The following is a 22,174-nucleotide window of genomic DNA, read 5'->3' as shown; positions in this document are numbered from 1 at the left end:
TACAGTATTAATTTATCACAAAGAGATTCACATATATAAGAATCTGCTCAGAGATGCTCAATCCCTATTACATAACAGATGCTCTTTTTTTGAGAAAATTTCACAAACTATAGTAAAATAGGATATTTTATTATAGTTTGCATGCACCTCTAAGACTTGTAGCTGTAGGAAATCAAACAAAAAGCGATACAAAATTCTGTATCACTTTTTATTTCATTTAATCAATTTTCTCAACATTGAGAAGCAGCGAGCTAGTCAAAACAGACAAAGAACTAAGGGCCATAGCAAGACCTGCTAGTTCTGGATTGAGGGTCAATCCCAGTCCTACAAAGACTCCAGCAGCAATTGGAAGCCCAAGGATATTGTAGATAGAGGCCCAGAAGAGATTGAGTAAGATCCTGCGGAAGGTCTTTTGACTCATGTCAAAGGCGCGCACAACGCCAAGTAAATCATTTTGCGTGAGCACGATGCCACCGGACTCGATCGCAATATCCGTTCCAGATCCCATAGCGATCCCCACATCCGCGATCGAGAGAGCTGGAGCATCATTGATCCCATCTCCAACAAAGGCGACCTTGCTAGCTTCTTGCAGTTTTTGGATGGCGCTAGCTTTTTCTTGAGGAAGGACATCAGCAATGACGGTGTCAATTCCCACTTGCTTAGCAATAGCTTGTGCCACCCGTTCATTATCCCCCGTTAACATGACCGTTTTCAAGCCCCGTTCTTTGAGCTTTTTGATCGCTTCTTTTGAGCTGGCCTTCGGAGCATCTTGAATGGCAATCAAGCCAATCACTTGCCCATCCACAGACAAACTGATCACTGTTTTGGCCTGCTCTTGCAACTCTACCATCCGTTTTTCAAGCTCCGGATCCATCGCTGTCCCGTCATGAAGTTTGCCATTTCCCAAGGTCACCAACTGCTGGTCGATCTGACCTTGGACCCCTTTTCCTTCAATCGCTTGGAAGTTTTCCACAGGGGATAACACCAAACCTTTTTCTTCTGCTTGGGATAACACCGCTTGGGCTAGTGGATGTTCTGAAAAAGTTTCAAGACTAGCAGCCAGTGTCAAGACACGCGCTTCATCTCCTACAACATCGGTTACAAGTGGTTGGCCAATGGTAATAGTCCCTGTCTTATCAAACACAACGGTTTGAATCTTTTGCACTTCTTGAAGAACTGTTCCATTTTTAATCAGAACGCCCATCTTGGCACTACGGCCGGTTCCGACCATCAGGGCTGTTGGGGTTGCTAAACCAAGGGCACAAGGACAGGCAATAATGAGGACAGAGACTGCATAGAGCATGGCCTCTTGAAGCGACGCGCCCAAAAGCACGGACCAAACCCAGAAAGTCGCAATGGCCAAAATCGTCACCACTGGAACAAAGATACCTGAAATCTTATCCGTCAAATCTTGAATAGGAGCACGACTGGATTGGGCCATTTTGACAAAGTCCACAATTTGAGATAAGAGGGTCTCACTACCGACTTTTTCAGCCTTAAAGAGAATGGTCCCATTGCTGTTGATAGTGGAGCCGATAACTGCATCACCAACTGATTTTTCCACAGGCAAGCTTTCACCTGTCACCATCGACTCATCAATGGTCGTACTTCCTTCTACAATCGTCCCATCAACCGCGATCTTTTCCCCAGGACGGACCCGAATCAAGTCATCAATTTGGATATCTTCTGCCGCCACCTCGACATAGTTCCCATCACGGAGAACTTGAGCCGTTTTTGCCTGCAAATCCAACAACTTTTCCACAGCCTCGGAGGCATTGTTACGCATCCGTTCTTCAAAGATTTGCCCTAAGAGGACAAAGAAGATGATAAAACCCGCAGCCTCAAAGTATACTGGCTGACCAGTAAAAAGGGCAAATACACTATAGACATAGGCTACCAGGGTTCCAAGAGCTACCAAGGTATCCATATTGGAATGGTGCTTCTTAAATGAGGCCCAGGCACTCTTGATAAAAGGAACTCCTGCTACCAACATGATCGGCGTTGTCGCTAGAAAAGTCCCCCAGCGACTGACTGGATGGGATACAAATCCTGCCATCATCCCGATCATCAAGATCAATAAGGGAAGAGTAAAGATACTAGTAATCCAAAAGCGACCCCGTAAACTTAAGACACGACGGCGTTTTTCCACAACCGTGTAGGAACCCTTTTGCATCTTCATTCCACATGAAAACTCGAAGTCCCCTGTTTCTGTCGGAGTAAAGGATATCACCTTATCCACACCGACTTCCAAAGGCTCTAAAATCCCCTGATCTTCAAACAAAATTTCCTTGTAACAGCCGGAAGGATTGACCCGATGAAAGGTGATTTCAGCAGGGATCCCTTTTTGAAGTTGAAATTCCTTTGGACTATAGCCTTTTTCTGCTGTAATACGGATCTTTTGCACTCCGTTTTCCACAACTGCTTTTTGTTTTTCTACCATACCTACTCCTTTATTCCACAATCATGTGACCATGCATCATGTTCATTCCACATGAATACCCATATTCGCCCGCTTTTTCTGGCGTAATTTCAATGACATGTTTTTCACCTAAAGGCAAATCTTCATGAACGCCAAAATCTGGAAAGATCACTTGAGCCAGACATGAAGATGGATCCTTGCGATTAAAGATGATCCGGGCTGGAACATTCTTTTTCAGGACAATGGTTTCAGGCGAATAGCCCCCCATGACTTCGACTTCAATTTCTTGATAACCTGATTTCTGACGAGCGTGGCCGCTTACCTTTTCATGCTCTGCAAAGAACCACCAAGCAATAAAAGCAACCACAAGTAAACAAACAATACTAATCAACAATCCAAACATGGAATTTCCTTCTTTCTATTACATACAATTGCAAGGGACTGTTTCGACAGCCTCTGCTTTCTTTTCTTCCAGGACCTGCTGCAGCTGATTAAGATCTGCAAGCGTAAAGTCACTCTCCTGAATCAAGTTTTCAAGCACCTGGACAATCCTTTTGGAGCAAACCTTGTCTTTCACATCCTCAACGACCAAGTCTAAACTCTGGTCCTGCTTCAACAAAGCCGAGTAAACAAAGGCTTTGCCTGATTTTTCTCTAGTCAAACATCCTTTCTCCACCAAGCGGGTCAAGAGAGTCTTGACCGTCGACTTCGACCAGTCAAAGCGCTCGGACAAGACGGCGATCAAATCCGTGCTGGTCTGCTTGCCTTCCATCCAGATAATCTTCATGATGCGCCATTCCGCATTGGAAATTTGCATAGCTTCTCCTTTCAAAATCTACATTTGTAAATCTTATGATACTATTTTATCTCTAAGATTTACATTTGTCAACCAAAAGTTTTTAAAAAAAATCTTCCTTTGAAGATTTGTCTGGTTGGGCTTTTTTCGCTCCCTATTTTTATCTCTATAACGTCTCCTGCAAAGCCTTGGACAGGGCTGCATAGCCAGCAATGGTCAGATGGAGGCCGTCAGTTGTGTAGTCTGGGCGCAGCTGGCCTTTCTCGTCCAGAAAAGCATCGTAGAGATCAATAAATTGGACATTCATGTAGGCGTTAGCCAGCTGGCGATAGGCCTGATTGAGGGCCTGAATCTTTTCATTGCTGCGGACATAGACCGTGCTCTTGTAGGCTGGATCTTCATTGACCGGCAGGACCGACAGCAACTGGAGCTGAGCCAGAGGATAGTCACGAGAAATCTCCTGAATAACGGCTTCCAAATTGGACAGCGTTTCTGTCTGAGGCATCTCCTTGCCAATGTCATTGGTACCTATCAGGATAAAGACCTTATCCAAAGCCTGCCCAAAGAGATGGGCATCCAGATTTTCTAAAAGCAAATCAGTCTTATAGCCCCGAATGCCGCGGTTGACCAGCCTTTTATCCGTCTGCAGGAGCTCATAGAGAGGATAGTATTCCACAATGGAGTCTCCGATAAAGATGATGTCTGGATCCTTGACGGAGAGTTGATTGAGTTCTCTGTAGTTTTGCTGCAATTTTGCCTGCTCCTTGAGAAGCCATTCTTCTAGTAATTGTACTGTCATTATTCTTTTTCCTCTTCTAAGTATTGCTCAATCACCTGTAGAACACCGGCTTTTGTATTGGCCGGCGCTAGGTAATCTGCTACCTTTTTGACCCGCTCATCCCCATTCTCCATAGCGTAAGAAATACCAGCTAATTCAAGCATTTCTATGTCATTTTCACTATCGCCAAAAGCCATGATTTCCGAGCTTTGAATCTGCCACTTAGCCATCAGTTGCTGCAAGCCCCAGGCCTTGTGCATCCCATCTTGGAGGATGTCAATGGCTCCATAACCACTGGGAACAGCGCTCAATCGGCCTGCAAAATGCTGATTAATCAAACGAGCATGCTCTGCTGCTGCAGCCTCTTCTACCATCATACTCATTTTCAAGACCTTGTCAAAGGGATAATCCTGAAGACTAGGCACAAAGTTCATCCGCTTGTGAAAAAGCTGGGCCATTTCCTTAGTCATAACTTTTTCAATCAAGGGAAACTCTGTACCCTCCTGGACAAAGCCGCCTCTTTCGGAGGTCACAACCAGCTGAAGCTCCCTTTCACGACCAGAAAAATAAGCCAACGCATCCCTAATCAATCCAGGTTCCCAGAAACTGCTCATGCTTAGCTGATTCTTTTCAAAAATCCTCGCTCCGTTGGCGACTACCAAGGTCATTCGTTCTACCAAATCTCCCAATAGCAGTCGCATCCGTGGAATTTCATTGCCAGTAGCCACCACAAAGCGAATGTCTCTCTTCTCCAGCTCATCTAAAATAGTGGTCAGACGCGGCAAATCCAGCTGTCCCTGTCCGTCCAGCAAGGTTCCATCCATATCTGTCGCTATCATCTTTACAGTCATCTTTTTATCCATTCCTATCTTTATCATCCAATTTGGACCGCCCCTTTTCCAGAAAACCTCTAACTTTTAGACATATTATACTACTTAAAAAAGTAAAAAGAAAGGCATGAAGAGGCGGTTAAGACGGTCGATTTTACAAAGGGCACTTTTCAATCTTCCAGTTTTATATTATAATCATAGCTATATTCCTGTCGTAAAATTGGAGGTCCTCATGAGCAAAAAAGAAGTCGCATTCCCACGCTACCAGCAGATTGCCGTCGCTATTGCTGAGCGAATCGTTGACGGCAAATATCCCATCGGCAGCAAAATCTATGCCCGCTCTACCCTAGCCAGCAACTTCAATGTCTCTCCTGAGACAGCCCGCAAGGCTATCAATGTGCTGGTAGATCTGGAAATCATGGAAGTCCGCCATGGCAGCGGGGCATTCATTTCCTCCAAGGAAAAAGCTCAGCAGTTTCTCGAGACCTATAAAGATGTCAACTCTCTGCAGGACCTCAAAAGCAAGCTCCACCAGAGCATCCAGCGCCAAGAGGAAGAATTTTCAAACTTTTCCCAGCTCCTTAACCAGCTTCTCAGCCGAACTAAAGATGTCCAGCAGCGCTTCCCTTTCAATCCCTACGAGCTCCAGCTCTCAGCAGACGCCATCAACCTAGGAAAATCTATCAATGAACTCAATATCTGGCACTCGACTGGCGCTACCATTGTCGCAGTCCAGCAGGGAGATCAACTCCTAATCTCGCCTGGTCCTTATACCAAGCTGGAAGCCGGCAATACCATCTATTTTGTTGGCAACGAATTATCAGTCGGTTTGATGCATAATTTATTTTTTAATGAAATTGAAACAAACAAGTGAAACAGCGCTTGTTTTTTCTTTGTCAAAAAACAGAATAGACAGGCGAATCCGCTGTCTGACAAACTTTTTGCGACTTTCAGAAATATTCTAGAAAATCATCCTCCTTTTTTATAATAGTCGAAAAATGCCGGTCTGACGGTCTTTTGGGTTTGACAAAGTGACCACACGATGTTATACTGTGATGGTCTTTTAAGTGACAACTTATCAAAATAAACATGTAGTCACTTATGTAAAAGGAGAAATACGTTGAATAAACTAGAAGTAAAACATTTGACTAAAATTTTCGGAAAAAGGCAAAAGCAGGCACTAGAAATGGTGCAGCAAGCCAAAAGCAAGACGGAAATTTTAGAAAAAACCGGTGCTACTGTCGGAGTTTACGATGTAAACTTTGAGGTTCAGACCGGAGAAATTTTTGTCATCATGGGACTGTCCGGTAGTGGGAAGTCTACCCTTATCCGCCTGCTCAACCGATTGATTGACCCAACATCAGGCGACATTTATATCGACGGCCAGGATGTGGCCAAGATGAACGAAGAGGAGCTGCGTGACGTTCGCCGCCACAAGCTCAATATGGTCTTCCAGAACTTCGGCCTCTTTCCGCATCGGACCATTCTGGAAAATACTGAGTTCGGTCTGGAAGTTCGAGGTGTTGATAAGGAAGAGCGCACGCGCCTAGCTGAACAAGCTCTAGACAATGCCGGTCTCCTCTCTTTCAAGGACCAATACCCCGATCAGCTCTCCGGCGGGATGCAGCAGCGGGTTGGCTTAGCTCGAGCTTTGGCCAACAATCCTGATATTCTGCTCATGGACGAGGCCTTCTCAGCTCTAGATCCCCTTATACGCCGCGAAATGCAGGATGAGCTGCTGGATCTGCAGGCAGAGCATGAGCGTACCATTATCTTTATCACGCACGATCTCAATGAGGCCCTGCGTATCGGTGACCGTATTGCTATTATGGCTGACGGTCAGATTATGCAGATTGGCACCGGTGAGGAAATCCTGACCAATCCAGCCAACGACTTCGTTCGAGAGTTCGTTGAGGATGTGGATCGCTCCAAGGTCTTGACTGCCCAGAATATCATGACAACGCCACTGACCACCAACATTGACATCGACGGACCAACCGTGGCCCTTAATCGCATGAAAAAAGAAGAGGTCAGTATGCTGCTGGCTGTGGATAGGAAGCGGCACCTCAAGGGCAGTCTGACTGCCGAAGCCGCCCGCGATGCCCGCAAGCAGCATCAATCACTGGCTGAAGTCATTGATAAGAACGTCCGCAAGGTCACTCAGGAAACCCTGATTACTGATATTTTCCCGCTGATCTACGATTCACCAGCACCTCTGGCCGTTGTAGATGATAAGGACAAGTTAGTCGGCGTTATTATCAAAGGTCGAGTCATAGAAGCCTTGGCCAATACTACTGAATCTGAAGAATAAGGGAGGTTCGCATTTTGAATATTTTACAACAGCCAATCCCCGTTTCTCAATGGGTTGAGGCCTTTACTAACTGGGTAACTGATACCTTCTCTGGGCTTTTCTCAGTCCTTCAGGCTATCGGAAACGCCATCATGAATGGAATGACAGACACCCTGCTCTTCATTCCGCCCCTGCTCTTTATCGCAGTCATTACTATCTTTACCTATTTGATTTCCAAGCGTAAGCTGGGGCTGCCCCTGCTCACCTTCCTAGGCTTGCTCTTTGTTTACAACCAAGGCCTCTGGGAAAATCTTATGAACACTGTGACCTTGGTTATCATCTCCAGTGCCATTTCCATTATCATCGGTATCCCACTGGGGATTTGGATGGCTAAGAGCAACCGTGTCGAAGCAGTTATCAAGCCCTTGCTGGACTTTATGCAGACCATGCCGGCCTTTGTCTACCTGATACCGGCCGTGGCCTTCTTCGGTATCGGTATGGTGCCTGGGGTCTTTGCCTCCGTCATCTTTGCCCTGCCACCGACTGTCCGCTTTACCAATCTAGCCATTCGTCAGATTCCGACCGAGCTGATTGAAGCGTCAGACTCCTTCGGGGGCACTGGCAAGCAGAAACTCTTCAAAGTCGAGCTGCCTCTGGCTAAAAATACCATCCTAGCTGGGGTTAATCAGACCATCATGTTAGCTCTGTCTATGGTCGTTACTGCCTCTATGATTGGGGCGCCAGGACTGGGCCGCGGCGTTCTCTCAGCCCTGCAGCATGCCGACATCGGTTCCGGCTTTGTCAATGGGGTATCTCTGGTTATCCTGGCCATTATCATCGACCGCCTGACCCAGAAGCTCAACCAGCCTCTGGCTAAAAAATCACCGGTCACTGCCAAGGAAAAACGCAAGAAGATTATGCTCTGGTCTGCTCTGGCTGCTGTCATCTTGACAGCCTTTGTCGGAAATCAAGTTACCAAGCTTCAGCAGAGCAAAAAAGAAAAAGTCAACCTTGCCTATGTTGAATGGGACTCCGAAGTTGCCTCAACCAATGTCGTAGCGGAAGCTCTCAAAGAAATGGGCTACGATGTCACCATCACACCGCTGGACAATGCCGTTATGTGGAAGTCCGTTGCCAATGGCGAAGCCGATGCCATGGTTTCCGCCTGGTTGCCGACCACCCATGCTGCTCTCTATGAGGAGTACAAGGACAAGCTAGTGGACTTGGGACCAAACCTTGAGGGCGTTAAGACAGGGCTAGTCGTACCAAGCTATATGGATGCTGACTCTATCGAAGACCTGTCAGACCAATCCAAGAAAACCATCACAGGTATTGAACCCGGCGCTGGTATCATGACCGCGACTGAGAAGACTATGCAAGAATACAGCAATCTCAGTGGCTGGAATCTTTCTTCTTCCTCAACAGGAGCCATGACCACTGCTCTGGATCAGGCTATTAAGAATAAAGAAGATATCATCGTAACCGGCTGGTCACCTCACTGGATGTTCTCCAAATACGACCTCAAATACCTCAAGGATCCTAAGGGAACCATGGGCGGCAAGGAAGCTATCCACACTATGACTCGGAAAAATCTAGACAAGGACTTACCAGAAGTCAATAAGGTCCTAGATAACTTCAACTGGACCCAAAAGGACATGGAAGAAGTCATGCTTAAGATTAACGAAGGCAGCTCACCAGAAGCCGCAGCCAAAGAGTGGATCAAAAACCACCAGAAAGAAGTCGAAAGTTGGAAGAAATAAAAGCATAGAAAAACCCTGAGATACTGTTATCTCAGGGTTTTTGATTGGCTTCTTCCTTGCCTTACAAGACTTAGGCATCTTTTAAAGATTGCTTCTATTTGGATCATCATTCTTTAATAGCATCTTCGTATCTGTCAAAGGCATAGTGGCTCTGTGCGTAGAGTGGATTATCCATGGCCAATAGCAAGTATTCATTTTCTGTTTTATTGCTGTCTCCGTCAGAGTCATTCCAGGTAACATCTAAAGCCAGCCACTGACCATCTACTTTTGCGAAGTTCCAAGCATGCGGGTCAAAATCATCTGTATTTCCACTCACATACATGGTTTCGAGACCAGCTTCCTGAGCAAGAGCCTGGAAGGTTACAGCATAAGCTTGACAGACTCCCTTACCCTCAAATAGCGGACCAGTAATATCAAAACTAGATTCATACTTGCGAATACCGTCTTGCATATCCTTAAACGCTTTTGAAATAGCCTCTTCTGATTCTTTATTCTCAATAGATGTTTTGTAATTCAAAAAGCCTTGGTAAGCAGCCTTATCATAGCTAATATGCTCAATCATATACTGATTAATTGCCTCAATCTTTTCTCGGTCGCTCATCTGATCTTTGATGATGTCTTTAACAATCTCTTTGACTTTTTTTCTGGCCTTCTTATATTTGGCTGTTTCATCAGCATCATATTTAAAACTTACCACATGTTGCTTAGCATCAATGGCAGGAACTACTCCCTGCTGAATCACTGGATTTTGCTCTAAAACATCGTGAAGCAATTCACTGACATCTCCTTCACTCAGCTCCGGAAACTCACTGTAATCAACATATTCAGCATCTGACAGAAGAGCCTTGGCAAAATATTCCTGCGCTGCACTTCTGGCTGCCACTCTTTCCTCAATATCACTAACATCATGAACGACTGTTTTACCCTTGAGATCCAAGTCAGCCTGCTCTACGCTGATATATTTCTCTGAAACACCAGACTTGCTTTCCTCTTTATTGACCTTTTCGTTATGCCTATCTACAACAGGCTGCACTTCTTCGACACTGGCCTGTTCAATGAAAAAGTCCGTTTTGACAGTAGGCATGCCCTTGATAGAGACCAGACATCTGACATCCCGGCCTTCTTTTTCGATTTTTTCATAGACAATTGGAAAGTTCTGAATCTGGCCATCCATCATCTGCAGCGGTGCTTCTTCAGGAATATTTCCTTTCTGCCGCAGAGCGGAAACCTGGTCAGAAAAAGTCCGAAAATCGATTTGATTCGGCATCAGTTTCGCAAAGCTATCAGATGAGATAGGATTGCTGATAGTTCCTAAAGCTTCTTTGTCTTTAAGGGGAACAACAAGGAGTTCATAAGGCTTTTTCTCAACCGTTTTCTTACTGTAATCCTGGTCGTAAGCCTGCAGCAACCGTTGTCTGGCAAGAATTGGATCATCACCAGAACGGTCTCCGTTGCGGCTATCATAGTGGGTAGGCAAATCTGTCCGATAGACTGTCGAAGTGACCCGATCGACCTCTTTATAGTTGTAAAGACCTGTCTTCGTATCACTGCCAGGCATGGTCACATACTCTCTTTTTATAATGGAATAAGAGTCCGCTCCCGATACTTCGGTCCATTCCAGCTGCAAGCGACCATCTCCGAGCAGGCTGCTCTTAGTTTTCAGAGCTAGCTTGTCACGCCCTTTCTTATCTATCTTAACGATCCAAAGTTTTGGCTTTTTAAGTTTTTTACCTGTGCGCTCATCATCCCGTTGCAGCAAATAGAGCGTATCAAAAACACCCCAGCTCTCACCTTGCTTGGCTAGACCATATTCCGTATGCTCTCCATTTGGCTCCACTCTAGTCGCAGAGAAATGATAAGCTGGCTCAATCACTATCTGCCGCTTATCATTCATCTTAAAGTCACCCCCTAAAATAGCTCGTAAGTTGCTGTCCCCATAAATTTCAAAGGAAGAAATCAACTCGGTCTGTCCTTCATGTGGCAGTGTCTCAAAATCGTTAGGCTTTTGTACCTCTGTCGGAAATGTAATAGGCTCATTTTCCTTGATCTGAATGACCTTTTCTTGGACATCATAAGGAGTATTTTTGCTGTATTTTTCTCTCAGCTTACGAACACTTTCCGAAAATTGGCTGCCTTGCTCTCCCGGACCTCCACCGTTCTTTTGAAAAAGACTGCAGCCCATCAGAAAACAAATCAACAGAGTAAGCAGAGAAATGAAACGGATTTTCCTACTCATGATTTCCCCTCCTGAAGTAAATATTCTTAATATATTATACCATATTTTATTTGAGGTGTCTTTGTTTTTTTGTAAACGGATTCAAATATCTGCAATTTTGCGAATAAATTCTTATTTTTTTATAGAGACAGATTCCCTCGAAACACTGCCTTTTCTCATCTTGCTTTTAAAATCAAGAGGATTCAGCCAATTCCCATTTTAAAAAATAGAAAAAACCAAGCCAGATAGGACTTGGTTTATTTTATAAGGAGCCATTTTGTTTAAGTCATTCAATCCTGATAAAGACTGTCTCCATTCGTCGCAATGACTTCTTTGTACCAATCAAAAGATTTTTTCTTGTAGCGGGCTAGAGTTCCGCTACCGTCATCGTTGCGGTCAACATAGATAAAGCCGTAGCGCTTGCTGAGTTCTGCTGTGCTGGCTGAGACTAGGTCAATACAACCCCAAGTTGTGTAACCTAGCAGTTCTACGCCATCTTCCAGCGCTTCTCCTACCTGTTGCAAATGCTGTTTGAGATAATCAATACGGTAGTCATCTTCAACCGTTGGGCCATTTGGACCATCCACCAAGACATCCTTGGCACCGAGACCATTTTCCACGATGAAGAGAGGGAGCTGATAGCGGTCATAAAAGCTATTTAACACCAAGCGCAGGCCGACTGGGTCAATCTGCCAACCCCATTCTGAGCTAGCCAGATGAGGATTTAGGATGCCACCTAGAAGATTGCCTCGGCCGGAAGAATAATTTTCCGGATCATGGGCCGCAACTACACTCATATAGTAGGAGAAGGAAATAAAGTCTACAGTATTTTCAGCCAAAAGCTCTTTGTCTCCCGGCGCAAACTGAATCTCAATCCCATTCTCCTTGAAGAAACGATTGATATAGGCTGGATATTTTCCACGCGCATGGATATCAGAGAAGAGGTAGTTTTGATTTTCAAATTCCCGAGCTGCCAGCACATCTTCAGGCTTAGGTGTCATAGGATAGGCCGGCATGGCGAGAACCATACAGCCAATCTTAAAATCAGGATTGATCTCATGACCAATCTTCGTTGCTAAGGCAGACGCCACCAGCTCATGATGGACCGCTTGATAGAGGTCCTGCTTGGATAGTTCTTCAGATGGCGTGGCAATGCCACCGCTCATAAAAGGCGCATGGAGAACAGAGTTGATTTCATTAAAGGTCAGCCAATACTTGACCTTGTCCTTATAGCGGGTAAAAACCGTGCGGACATAACGCTCGTAGAAGCCAATCAAATCACGGTTTGCCCAGCCATTGTACTGACGCGCTAAATGCAGGGGCGTTTCATAGTGAGACAGGGTAATCAGCGGCTCAATGCCATATTTAGCCAGTTCATCAAAAAGATTGTCATAGAATTGCAGACCAGCTTCATTGGGCTCTAGCTCGTCCCCATTTGGGAAAATCCGAGACCAGGCAATGGAAGTCCGGTAAACCTTGAAACCCATCTCCGCAAAGAGGGCAATGTCCTCCTTATAACGATGGTAGAAATCAATCCCTTCTAGCTTGAGATTATCTGCTGTCGGCCCCTCGGTAATCAAAGGATTGCAATCACCTGGCTTGGCTGGCACTCCGCCTTTTGGAGTCACATCCTGAACAGACAGGCCTTTTCCATCTAGATTATAGGCGCCTTCATACTGGTTGGCTGCAGTTGCACCGCCCCAGAGGAAATTCTGCGGAAATTTACCCATTTGCATTTTCTCACTTTCGTTTTTTTTATATTTATATTATAATAGTTGTCAAACATATTTTCTAACACAATTATCTTAATAAATTGTACTATTCTATGAAAGAGTGTCCCCATGATTGATTTAGGCCAACTACATAAAAATACCGTTTTTAAAAACCAAGGAACCCCTTATTCTCTGACCCGCACCATCACTGAGAATGGTCATCCAGATATTCTTTTCCACTGGCATACCGATGTTGAAATGATTTATGTCCACGAAGGAAAAGCACAATTTCATATTGACGACGACTACTTTAACAGCGAAAAAGGTGATATTATCCTGATTCGCCCCAATGCCCTGCACTCCATTCACCCCATCAACGACGAGCGCCATTATATGGACGCTATTAATTTCCATCTGGATCTGATGGGCTACTCTGCCATGGATCAAGCCAGCATCAACTACTTGCAGCCCCTCTACAATGGTCAGCTAGACTTGACTCATGTTATCAAGCCCAATGATACAGCCTATGCGGAGATTCGCCAATGCCTCTTAGCAGCTATGGAAACAGGCTATTTCCGTAAATCTTACTACGAGTTTCAGCTCAAAGCACAGCTCAACCAGCTCTTCTACCTGCTCTTTGAGAATGGCTATGTCATTTCCAAAGACCTATCACCAGAAGGCTATCGCAAGGAAGAAAAAATTCGCTCCATCATCGACTACATCAATGCCCACTACCAAGAAGACCTGAATATTGACCAACTGGCTGGCATTTGTGGCTACAGCTCCACCCATTTCATGAACTTCTTCAAGAAGCATCTGGGCGTTTCCTGCATTGAGTACCTGATCCAATTCCGCCTGCGCAAGGCAGCCGAACTCCTGCAGCACTCTAATCTCTCTGTGCTGGAAATCTCCAGCCAAGCAGGCTTTAATAATCTGTCCAACTTCAACCGCCAGTTTAAAAAATACTACCAAATGACACCAAGCCAGTATCGGAAGAAATGAAGCTCTAAATAGAAAATAAAAAACGAATACCTGCTAATCAAAATAAGTTGAGGGTATTCGTTTTTTATGCTGATTTCAAAGAAAGACAGAAATAGCAACGTGTTTTGTAAGATATTATTCTATATCTCGGTCCCTACCTTCTGAGCCATAGACTCTGTGATAGGCTTTGACATAAAAAGATATGGGTTTATCTGATTCGTTTTGGACAGTGATATCTTGATCACTGTCGCTTACACTAAAAACAAACGCTCTATTTTGGGTAAAGTTGACATCAATGCTATAGCTTTCGTTAAACTCAACACCTAAATCGGATAAAGCCTGTTCGTTTGGGATTGTTATCCCCCCATCCTTTTCATTATAGTAGTGAACAGACTTTTTTTCTGCATCATAGATATACTCATTTTCATCTATCTGCTCTCTCAAATAAGAATCATAAATTCTAATTTTCCCATCTGTTTTATCTTTAAATTTTAAAACACTGACTCCTGAACCCTTTATTAGGTCAAGATAAGGCTTTTTAATCTTTACATAAACAGCTTCGCCTGGTTTTAATTTTACTAATTGGTAAGAGCCGCCATGATCTTCTTCGCCAAAATAAACCAGATTCCAAATCAAGGTTCCCAAAAAGAGTAGACTAATCACTTTCCCATAAATGCTTTTGTAGAAAGGTTTCTTTATACAGATATAAACTATCCATGAAACTATAAAAACAACAAAGATAAACAAGAGCGGTAAAAAGTGAATTAAAAAGTCTATTAAAAGAAAAAGTTGTTCAAAAAAGTTCATATTTCGCCTTTCTTTAATTTTCAATCAATATTTAACTTCAACAAACAAGGATAAAGTTAGTTCCCATCATCCAATCATTTCATTTGGATTGTTCTCCTTACGACCTCATCGTTTCTATACTAGCAAGTTCACCAGAAGAATAAAAAGCCCCAGCAAAAAGATAGCTAGCAGCAAATAGCGCCCCTGCTTTTCCTTGAAGAAATTTCTCCGCAAAAACAGGCAGAAAACCAGCAAGACCAGGGAGCACACTAGCAACAAAAACAAGATAAACATGGGTATAACATACAAAAGCAGCCACAAACCAAGATGCATTTCATTTTCTTTCTAATAAAATAAATCAAAATGATAGATGAGCTCGAAAGCTGTCAGTTTCATTCATTAACAGTTCTATAATCCTTTTTAATTATAACAAAGTCCTCAATTTTAAAACAGCAAAAACCAGATTGGAAAATCCAATCTGGCTAAACTCATATTCAAACAGTTTATTGCCCCGGCCAATTCAGTCCAACATGAGAATTCATTTCCTGATAGGCGGTATCAATCCTCGCTCTGGTTTCTTGATCCAATTTGTCTCGATACTTGCCACCTTCGACAAAGTCATCCAAAATCCAGGTCTGATAAGTGTATAAAGGAAGACCGTCTGCTGAAGTAGCGCCCTTTTCAACTCGGCTGACCCAGCTCGGATGAGCCTGAGCACTTTTTATCTGCGTGCCTGATGCTGTCTTCTCAATGGTAACATCCATCAGCACTCCCCGCTCAGTCCAATGAGCATTTTCAACCTCTTCCATGGTTTCGATGCGCTGATTGGAAATAAAATTCCCCATAGAATAGATGATTAGCTTTTTCTGGCCATCTTTCTCTAAAATCTCTGCCGGCTGAACCACATGCGGATGGCCTCCAAAGACGATATCTGCTCCCCAGTCAACCATTTTATGGTAGAGGGTCATCTGCTCCTCTGTCGGCTCTAGCTGGTACTCTATCCCCATCTGAGGCATGACGACTGTGATGTCAGCTTCCTTTTCTGCCCGCTCAATCTCCGCCCGCATCTTTTCTTCATCCAGATCGGACAGGCGATCATCATAGTCTTCCTGACTGAGAAGCCCCTCCATTCCATTGTAGCCATAGGAGTAAGCTAGCAGTGCAATCTTAATGCCTTTAACTTCCTTTATCAAGAGCGGTGCCTGACTGCGGCTTTCATGCGGATAAACACCGATAGGAGTGATTCCCACTTTTTCAAAAGCCTGAGCTGTAGTAAAAACTCCCTCCAGACCAGAGTCTAAAATATGGTTATGAGCCAGGTCCATCACCTGATAGCCGGCATCCTTGATTGCTGGAACTACGGCTTCTGGAGCATTAAAAAGCGGATAGCCATTTAGGGGATAGTCCGGCCGAATCGTGCCTTCAAAGTCCCCTAAGACCAAGTCACCCTGCCGAAGCCATTCCTTAGCATAGTGGAAATTCTCAGAAAAATCGTAAGAGCTATCTTCTTTCTGAGCACTCAGATAAAGACCGTCGTGATAAAGCAAATCCCCAGTCGCCATGATACGAACCGTTTGATTCCGAGAAGGATCCGACTGTTGCTCTTTCTTTGCAGAGAAGGAAAAGCTGAAGTCAGGTAAATGCTCTGACAGCAGAATTAAGCCAGCCGACAGCCCAACAACTGTCAAAAGCACTCCGACAAACTGCCCATTGCTAAGCTGTTTTTGAAAGATTTTGGGACGAGGAAACGGCAACTTCTTAATCCAATCCCGCCAAGCTTGGTAGGCATCTGTCAAGAGAGTATGCTCCGCAGCAAAACCCGATATCTTCTTCCAAAGTTCCTGAAAAAAAGTCTTAATCTTCTCCCAAAGAAATTTTTTATCCATCGCATTTCTCCGCTTTTTCTTGCTTAATAATAGTGCATCAATCTTTACTATATTGTACTATTTTTATCGCCAAAAGAAAAGAAAAGCAAAAAACAGGAGCGGGGAGAAGCATGCTACATTCTCCAAATTGCGGCATGCTTCCACCATTCTCCTGCTTCATTTTCTATTTTTTCAATTCTAATAGCTGATCGCCGAGCTGAAACTCAACTTTCATTCTTACACAAAACTCCCTACATCAACGGTCAGCACTTGGCCGTCTCGGACAACCTGCTGCCCTGCAATGTAGATATCCTGAACATCGCTGCCCTTGACTGCGTACACTAAGTGCGACAGCATATTTTCCAAAGGATAGAGATGGAGTCTTCCCTTAGGCTGAATGACAATGAAATCGGCTTGTTTGCCCGTTTCCAGACTACCGATTTTGTTATCCAATCCCAACGCCTTGGCTCCTTCAATAGTCAAAACTTTCAAGGCCTGCTCAATCGTAAACTGGGTCGCATCGCCTGCCCGCATCTTCTGAAGGAGAGCCGCTGTCCGACCTTCTTCAAACATATCTAGATTATTATTGGAAGCAACAGAGTCTGTTGCTAGGCCAACAGTCACCCCAGCGGCTAATAAATCCGTCACCGGAGCTACACCGGAAGCCAGCTTGAGGTTGCTGATAGGATTGTGGGCGATGCTGACTGGTGAAGCCCCCAAATCCGCAATCTCTGACGTATTCAGCTCAACCCCATGAGCAAAAATACCTGACTGCTCCAAGTAGCCTAGGCCTTTCAAGAAAGCTAGAGGCCGTTTACCATAACGCTCAAGAATGATTTTATTTTCTTCCTGTGTCTCCGCCACATGGATATGAAGCTTCAAGTCTAGCTCACGCGCTAGCTCAAGACTGCCCTTAAGCAGATCTTCGTCACAGGCATAAGGCGAATGAGGCGCCACCATGACCTGAAAATCTTCATCATTATAGGAGAGAATTTTCTCAATAATAGCCCGAGTACGAGCCAGAGTCTCTTCTGCAGTTTCCGCCTCTGAGCTAAAGAGTGTTGGTGAGAAATAGCATCGCATACCGGACTGCCGCACAGCCTGATAAATCCGGTCAATATCCACTCCCTGAGGATTATACATGTCGTTAAAAGTTGTTGTTCCTGACAGCAGCATTTCAGCCAGAGCCAGCTGGACAGCCTGGGTCGTTAGTTCAGCTGTGAACTGGCTTTCTGCCGGCCAGATATAGTCCTCTAGCCATTCATGAAGATTACTATCATCACGAATCCCACGCAGCAAGGTCATGGCCGAGTGAGTATGACAGTTGACCAGCCCTGGCATGATCCAAGCACCTTCATAATCCACTGTTTCACTGCATTTCCCTAACCAGCTTTCATCATAGGGACCACAGTAGGCAATACGGTCATCTTCCACGACCAGCAGCCCTTCTCGGTAAACATGAAATACGCTGTCACAGGTCACCAGATTGACATTTGTATAAGCTTTCATCCGCCATATCCTCACTTTCCCAACACTTGGCTTCAAGAGATTTTAGCTATTATAACAAGCCTAATCTAATTGTGCAAGTCTTTTAATACAATTATGGCATAAAAAAGAGCCCCAGCTGAGGCCCTAGTTGTCAATCATTATCTATGACTAATCTTCCGTGTCAGGAAATCCCCAACAAACTGAATAAAGAAGATGAGCAGCAAAATAAGAATAGTCGCAAGAATGGTCACATCATGGTTGAAACGCTGATAACCATAAGTCAGGGCAACATTTCCCAGTCCACCAGCTCCAATCGCTCCCGCCATAGCGGTCTCACCAACCAGAGAGATCAGCGTAACAGTCGTCACCCGAATCAAGTCCGGCAGACCTTCCCGCAGGTAAACACCGACAATGTCCCAGAAAGTTGCTCCACTAGCTTGCGCCGCCTCAATGACTCCTCGGTCTAGTTCGGATAAGACCACCTGAACCTGACGGGCAAAGAAAGGAAAAACAGCCAGTGAAAGAGGGACCAAGGCCGCAGTCGGTCCAATCCCAGTTCCCACTATAATCCGAGTAAAAGGATTGATAAGGGCTAGGAGAATAATGAAAGGAATCGCCCGGAAGATAGAGGTAACCTTGTCCAAGACGAAAAATACAAGTCTATTTTCCAAAATACCTCTCGGCCCTGTCAAAACGAGCAAGAGACCAGCGATAAAGCCTAGAATCCCTCCGATAAAGAAAGGAATGATAGTCATATACAAAGTCAGGTAAATAGCTGTTCCCCAGCCAGCCTGCCCAGACCAGCCCATTCTATAAACATTGGGCATAAATTGTTGAATCAGCTGTAGCATTAGTTACTCCCTTCTTTCAGAACATGCAGCTCTACTCCTGCTTCGCGCAGACTTTCCTGCACCGCCGCCAGTTGCTTGGTCTCTCCAGATAAGATAACGACCATTTCTCCGACCGGTACATGATCTAAAATCTCAATATTGGCGTGAAGAATATTGGCGGATATTTGATACTGCTTGTAAATGTCGTTTATAATGGCTGTGTCCGTTACCACACCTGAGTATTTCAAATGTGCCAGAATGGAATTTTCCGGCAGGTTTTGCACAATCTTTTGCTGGTTGATTTTGATCATGGCCTCATTGATACCGGTTGCGGTCGTAATGAAGTCTTGGGTCAGCTCATTCTTGGGATTAGAGAAAATATCCAGAACTGAGCCTTCTTCAATCAGTCGGCCATTCTGCATGACTGCTACCCGGTTAGCAATGTCCTTGACAATCTGCATTTCGTGGGTAATGAGGACAATAGTCAGACCCAATTTTTGATTCAAATCCTGCAATAGAGCCAAAATTTGCTTGGTGGTCTTAGGATCCAGAGCGGATGTGGACTCGTCCGAGATTAGGATTTTGGGATCATTGGCCAAGGCCCGCGCAATAGCCACCCGCTGCTTCTGACCGCCAGACAGCTGAGCAGGATAATTGTCCGCCCGATCCGCTAAGCCTACCAAGTCTAAAAGCGTATGAACTTTTTTCTCTTTTTCAGCAGCTGATAAAGGAGAGTGCTTGAGCGCAAAGGCAACATTTTCCTTGGCCGTCATCTGTGCCATGAGGTTAAAATGCTGGAAAATCATCCCGATATCCTTACGCTTTTGGCGCAACTGAGCTGCAGTAAGCTGAACCTGCTGATGATCATAGAAAACCGTATCATCCACCGTAATCTTACCAGCAGACGGCACCTGCAGCAAGTTAATGACACGGACCAGGGTAGACTTGCCGGCACCAGAATAGCCTACAATTCCATAAATATCTCCCTGATTAATATGAATGGTCACATCTTCTACGGCCTTAATGTCTTGCTTTTTTTGATTAAAAACGACATCAATGTGATCCAATTTGATAATTTCTTTGCCCATAATTTCCGATTCACTCCTTGATTTGTCCAATATGAGATTTAGCCACTATAGCCTCTTAGTTTGCTTTCCGTCTGTCGCTCGACTAGGGAAATGTAAAATCATAAGTTGCAATCTGTACCAACCTAGCTCAAAGCTAGATACTGTTCAAACTAAATGACCCTAATAGCAGACAAAGGGCTGGAGAAGCTAATCTCCGCCCTTCTTAATCATTTCATTTATTCAATACAATGACCTTCTGCTGGTAAAAAATTACCAAACTGGTTGATCCATACCATCTGATGATTCTTCGATAACTTTTTTCACTTCATCAGTGTGGTAAGCCTTGATAATTTTTTCAATTGCGTCAGCCTTGTCTGATTTCTTCCAGTCTGGTTTCGCTGCAATCAGATTATACCATTGTTTTGAGTTTTCATTGGCTTCTTCTTTGAAGAGGGCCTTCTTGAAGTCAATGCCTGCTTCGCGGACGAAAGTATTATTGACAACTGCAGCATCTGCTGAAGTCAGAGAAGCTGGTGTTTGAGAAGCATCCAACTCAGAAATTGTCAGATTCTTCTTGTTTTCTTTGATGTTGGCAACAGTCGCAAGTTCCTTACCTTTAACATCAAGCTTGATCAAACCAGCTGATTCGAGAAGATAAAGAGCACGGCTCTCATTTGTCGCATCATTTGGAACAGCAATTGTACCATTTTCTGGGATGTCTTTCACATCTGTATATTTATTTTTACCGTCCTTTGTACCAGAGTAGAGACGAATAGGTGCGATATAGGTATCTGCAACAGACACAAGGTCTGCTCCCTTCTCTTTGTTCCAGTTTTCAAGGAAGTTGTAATGTTGGAAAGCGTTGATATCCACATCACCGTCAAGCAGAGCTTGGTTAGGCTGAGAGTAGTCGGTAAACTGTGTATATTCTAATTTAACGCCTGCATTTTCTTTGTCAAGAATCTCTTGAACCTTGTTCCAGCGCGCTTCTTCTGTATCGCTCAGGCTCATTACCCCAACCTTAACGGTTACAGGTCCGTCTGCTGATTTGCTCTCCTTACTAGAAGAACCTCCGCAAGCTGCCAAACCTAAGGCTGCAAGGCCTACTAAGCCGATTGAAAAGATTTTTTTCAAATTCATCATTTATTCTCCTTTAATGGATAAAATTCTAAATCTTCTATTTTATAAGATTACTTCTCATTTTACCATGTTAAAGAAGACTTGGCTTATATAAATAATTTATCGCCGTGATAAAAAATTTATATAACGATTTGAAGCATTTGAGTTGATTTTATGCCCTTTTACTGCATGAAGGTCAGCAGATAGCCATATCCTTCTGCTTCCATTTTCTCTTTTGGAATAAATCGCAGAGCTGCTGAGTTGATACAGTAGCGCAAGCCGCCTGCTGCTTCTGGACCGTCAGTGAAGACATGGCCCAGATGGGCATTACCAGAACGGCTGCGCACTTCAATCCGCTCCATGCCATGACTCTTGTCTTCATAGTATTTTAGAACATCTCTGGCAATCGGCCGGCTAAAGCTAGGCCAGCCGCAGCCAGATTCAAACTTGTCTCCAGCAAAAAAGAGGGGCTCACCAGTCGTCACATCTACATAAATTCCTTCTTCAAAAGTGGCATTGTAGGCATTATGGAAAGGGCGCTCTGTCGCACTATGCTGGGTCACCTGATACTGCTCTTCCGTCAGCTGCTCTTTTAGTTCCACATCTGTAGGCTTCTCGTATTGGCCTGGATCGACCAAGGGCTGATAGGCATCATTGACATTGATATGGCAGTAGCCACCAGGATTTTTCTTGAGATAATCCTGATGATAGTCCTCAGCTAGAACATAATGGCGCAAAGGTTCTAGCTCAACAACAATCTTTTGTCCCAGTTGTTTTTCCTGTTCAGCAAAGACCTGCTCAATGACTGTCTTATCGGCTTGATTGGTATAGTAAACGCCCGTCCGATACTGACGTCCTACATCATTTCCCTGCTTATTGACTGACAGAGGATCAATGACTCGGAAATAATAGAGCAGGATTTCCCGCAGGCTGACTCGCTTTTCATCATAGATTAGATGAACTGTTTCTGCATGGTCCGTCTGGTGAATCAGCTGGTAGCTGGTTGTTTCTACTTGTCCATTGGCGTAGCCCACTGTCGTTTCCTCCACACCCTCAATGCGAGAAAAGTACTCTTCCAAGCCCCAGAAGCATCCGCCTGCTAAATAAATTTCAGCCATAAAAACACCTCATTTCTTTGCACCTATTTTCTCATAAAAGGAGTTGAAATTATAGCAATTTGATTGGAACTTTCTTCAGAATGATATGAAAAACTGGGTTGCAATCAACATCAACCCAGA

The 22,174-nt window shown here is 44.4% G+C and carries 19 protein-coding genes; 4 read left to right on the top strand and 15 right to left on the bottom strand.

What is annotated here, in order from left to right:
* Positions 1–217: 217 nt before the first annotated feature.
* The 5 genes from HMPREF1150_RS06015 to HMPREF1150_RS06035 form a co-directional block, all read right to left on the bottom strand.
* A complete protein-coding gene (locus tag HMPREF1150_RS06015) occupies positions 218–2,440 on the bottom strand; it encodes a heavy metal translocating P-type ATPase (RefSeq protein ID WP_009659770.1) in 2,223 nt (740 codons plus the stop codon).
* Positions 2,441–2,450: 10 nt separating this feature from the next.
* Positions 2,451–2,822 (bottom strand): cupredoxin domain-containing protein, encoded by a 372-nt coding sequence (locus HMPREF1150_RS06020; protein WP_002901455.1) that lies wholly within the window; start codon positions 2,820–2,822, stop codon positions 2,451–2,453.
* Positions 2,823–2,840: 18 nt separating this feature from the next.
* Positions 2,841–3,236 carry a CopY/TcrY family copper transport repressor gene (locus HMPREF1150_RS06025; RefSeq protein WP_002903337.1) on the bottom strand — a complete coding sequence of 132 codons (396 nt, stop codon included), beginning with the start codon at positions 3,234–3,236 and terminating at the stop codon, positions 2,841–2,843.
* 145 nt (positions 3,237–3,381) lie between these two features.
* Positions 3,382–4,014, bottom strand: coding sequence for an SGNH/GDSL hydrolase family protein (locus tag HMPREF1150_RS06030; protein ID WP_002903338.1), 633 nt, complete (start codon positions 4,012–4,014; stop codon positions 3,382–3,384).
* The gene (locus HMPREF1150_RS06035; RefSeq protein WP_032905434.1) at positions 4,014–4,871 is read right to left on the bottom strand and encodes a Cof-type HAD-IIB family hydrolase; all 858 of its coding nucleotides are present in this window, start codon (positions 4,869–4,871) and stop codon (positions 4,014–4,016) included. Before HMPREF1150_RS06035 ends, HMPREF1150_RS06030 begins: the two co-directional genes overlap by 1 nt.
* Before the next feature lie 184 nt (positions 4,872–5,055).
* On the opposite strand from HMPREF1150_RS06035, the gene HMPREF1150_RS06040 reads away from it, so the two are divergent.
* The 3 genes from HMPREF1150_RS06040 to HMPREF1150_RS06050 all read left to right on the top strand — a co-directional run bounded on the left by HMPREF1150_RS06040 (position 5,056) and on the right by HMPREF1150_RS06050 (position 8,873).
* Entirely contained in the window at positions 5,056–5,697 is a 642-nt protein-coding gene (locus tag HMPREF1150_RS06040; RefSeq protein WP_009659818.1) for a GntR family transcriptional regulator, read from the top strand.
* 246 nt (positions 5,698–5,943) lie between these two features.
* Positions 5,944–7,134 carry a glycine betaine/L-proline ABC transporter ATP-binding protein gene (locus tag HMPREF1150_RS06045; protein ID WP_009659753.1) on the top strand — a complete coding sequence of 397 codons (1,191 nt, stop codon included), beginning with the start codon at positions 5,944–5,946 and terminating at the stop codon, positions 7,132–7,134.
* A 14-nt stretch (positions 7,135–7,148) separates the two neighbouring features.
* A complete protein-coding gene (locus tag HMPREF1150_RS06050) occupies positions 7,149–8,873 on the top strand; it encodes an ABC transporter permease/substrate binding protein (protein ID WP_009659701.1) in 1,725 nt (574 codons plus the stop codon).
* A gap of 106 nt (positions 8,874–8,979) precedes the next feature.
* Here HMPREF1150_RS06050 and HMPREF1150_RS06055 read toward each other — a convergent pair whose 3' ends face one another.
* On the bottom strand, positions 8,980–11,109 hold the full coding sequence (locus HMPREF1150_RS06055; RefSeq protein ID WP_009659631.1) for a transglutaminase domain-containing protein: 2,130 nt from the start codon (positions 11,107–11,109) through the stop codon (positions 8,980–8,982).
* A 269-nt stretch (positions 11,110–11,378) separates the two neighbouring features.
* Complete coding sequence (locus HMPREF1150_RS06060; protein ID WP_269624797.1) at positions 11,379–12,824, bottom strand: glycoside hydrolase family 1 protein; 1,446 nt, start codon at positions 12,822–12,824, stop codon at positions 11,379–11,381.
* A gap of 105 nt (positions 12,825–12,929) precedes the next feature.
* On the opposite strand from HMPREF1150_RS06060, the gene HMPREF1150_RS06065 reads away from it, so the two are divergent.
* Entirely contained in the window at positions 12,930–13,802 is an 873-nt protein-coding gene (locus tag HMPREF1150_RS06065; RefSeq protein ID WP_009659756.1) for an AraC family transcriptional regulator, read from the top strand.
* A 114-nt stretch (positions 13,803–13,916) separates the two neighbouring features.
* Here the strand turns inward: HMPREF1150_RS06065 and HMPREF1150_RS06070 are convergent, their stop codons facing one another.
* The 8 genes from HMPREF1150_RS06070 to msrB all read right to left on the bottom strand — a co-directional run bounded on the left by HMPREF1150_RS06070 (position 13,917) and on the right by msrB (position 22,054).
* Positions 13,917–14,588, bottom strand: coding sequence for a hypothetical protein (locus HMPREF1150_RS06070; RefSeq protein ID WP_009659644.1), 672 nt, complete (start codon positions 14,586–14,588; stop codon positions 13,917–13,919).
* 97 nt (positions 14,589–14,685) lie between these two features.
* A complete protein-coding gene (locus HMPREF1150_RS12280; protein ID WP_009659692.1) occupies positions 14,686–14,886 on the bottom strand; it encodes a hypothetical protein in 201 nt (66 codons plus the stop codon).
* A gap of 184 nt (positions 14,887–15,070) precedes the next feature.
* A complete protein-coding gene (locus HMPREF1150_RS06075; protein WP_009659620.1) occupies positions 15,071–16,453 on the bottom strand; it encodes a CapA family protein in 1,383 nt (460 codons plus the stop codon).
* 216 nt (positions 16,454–16,669) lie between these two features.
* Positions 16,670–17,941 (bottom strand): TRZ/ATZ family protein, encoded by a 1,272-nt coding sequence (locus tag HMPREF1150_RS06080; RefSeq protein WP_009659824.1) that lies wholly within the window; start codon positions 17,939–17,941, stop codon positions 16,670–16,672.
* A 137-nt stretch (positions 17,942–18,078) separates the two neighbouring features.
* Positions 18,079–18,771 carry a methionine ABC transporter permease gene (locus tag HMPREF1150_RS06085; RefSeq protein WP_002898357.1) on the bottom strand — a complete coding sequence of 231 codons (693 nt, stop codon included), beginning with the start codon at positions 18,769–18,771 and terminating at the stop codon, positions 18,079–18,081.
* Positions 18,771–19,838, bottom strand: a complete 1,068-nt coding sequence (locus HMPREF1150_RS06090; RefSeq protein ID WP_009659759.1) for a methionine ABC transporter ATP-binding protein — start codon at positions 19,836–19,838, stop codon at positions 18,771–18,773. The genes HMPREF1150_RS06085 and HMPREF1150_RS06090 overlap by 1 nt, the downstream gene beginning before the upstream one ends.
* Before the next feature lie 249 nt (positions 19,839–20,087).
* A complete protein-coding gene (locus tag HMPREF1150_RS06095) occupies positions 20,088–20,960 on the bottom strand; it encodes a MetQ/NlpA family ABC transporter substrate-binding protein (protein ID WP_009659697.1) in 873 nt (290 codons plus the stop codon).
* A gap of 158 nt (positions 20,961–21,118) precedes the next feature.
* Complete coding sequence (gene msrB / locus HMPREF1150_RS06100; protein ID WP_009659662.1) at positions 21,119–22,054, bottom strand: peptide-methionine (R)-S-oxide reductase MsrB; 936 nt, start codon at positions 22,052–22,054, stop codon at positions 21,119–21,121.
* Positions 22,055–22,174: the final 120 nt, after the last annotated feature.

Source organism: Streptococcus sp. AS14 (genome assembly GCF_000286495.1).
Classification (GTDB): Bacteria; Bacillota; Bacilli; order Lactobacillales; family Streptococcaceae; genus Streptococcus; species Streptococcus sanguinis_P.
This window is presented reverse-complemented; position numbering and strand designations above follow the sequence as displayed.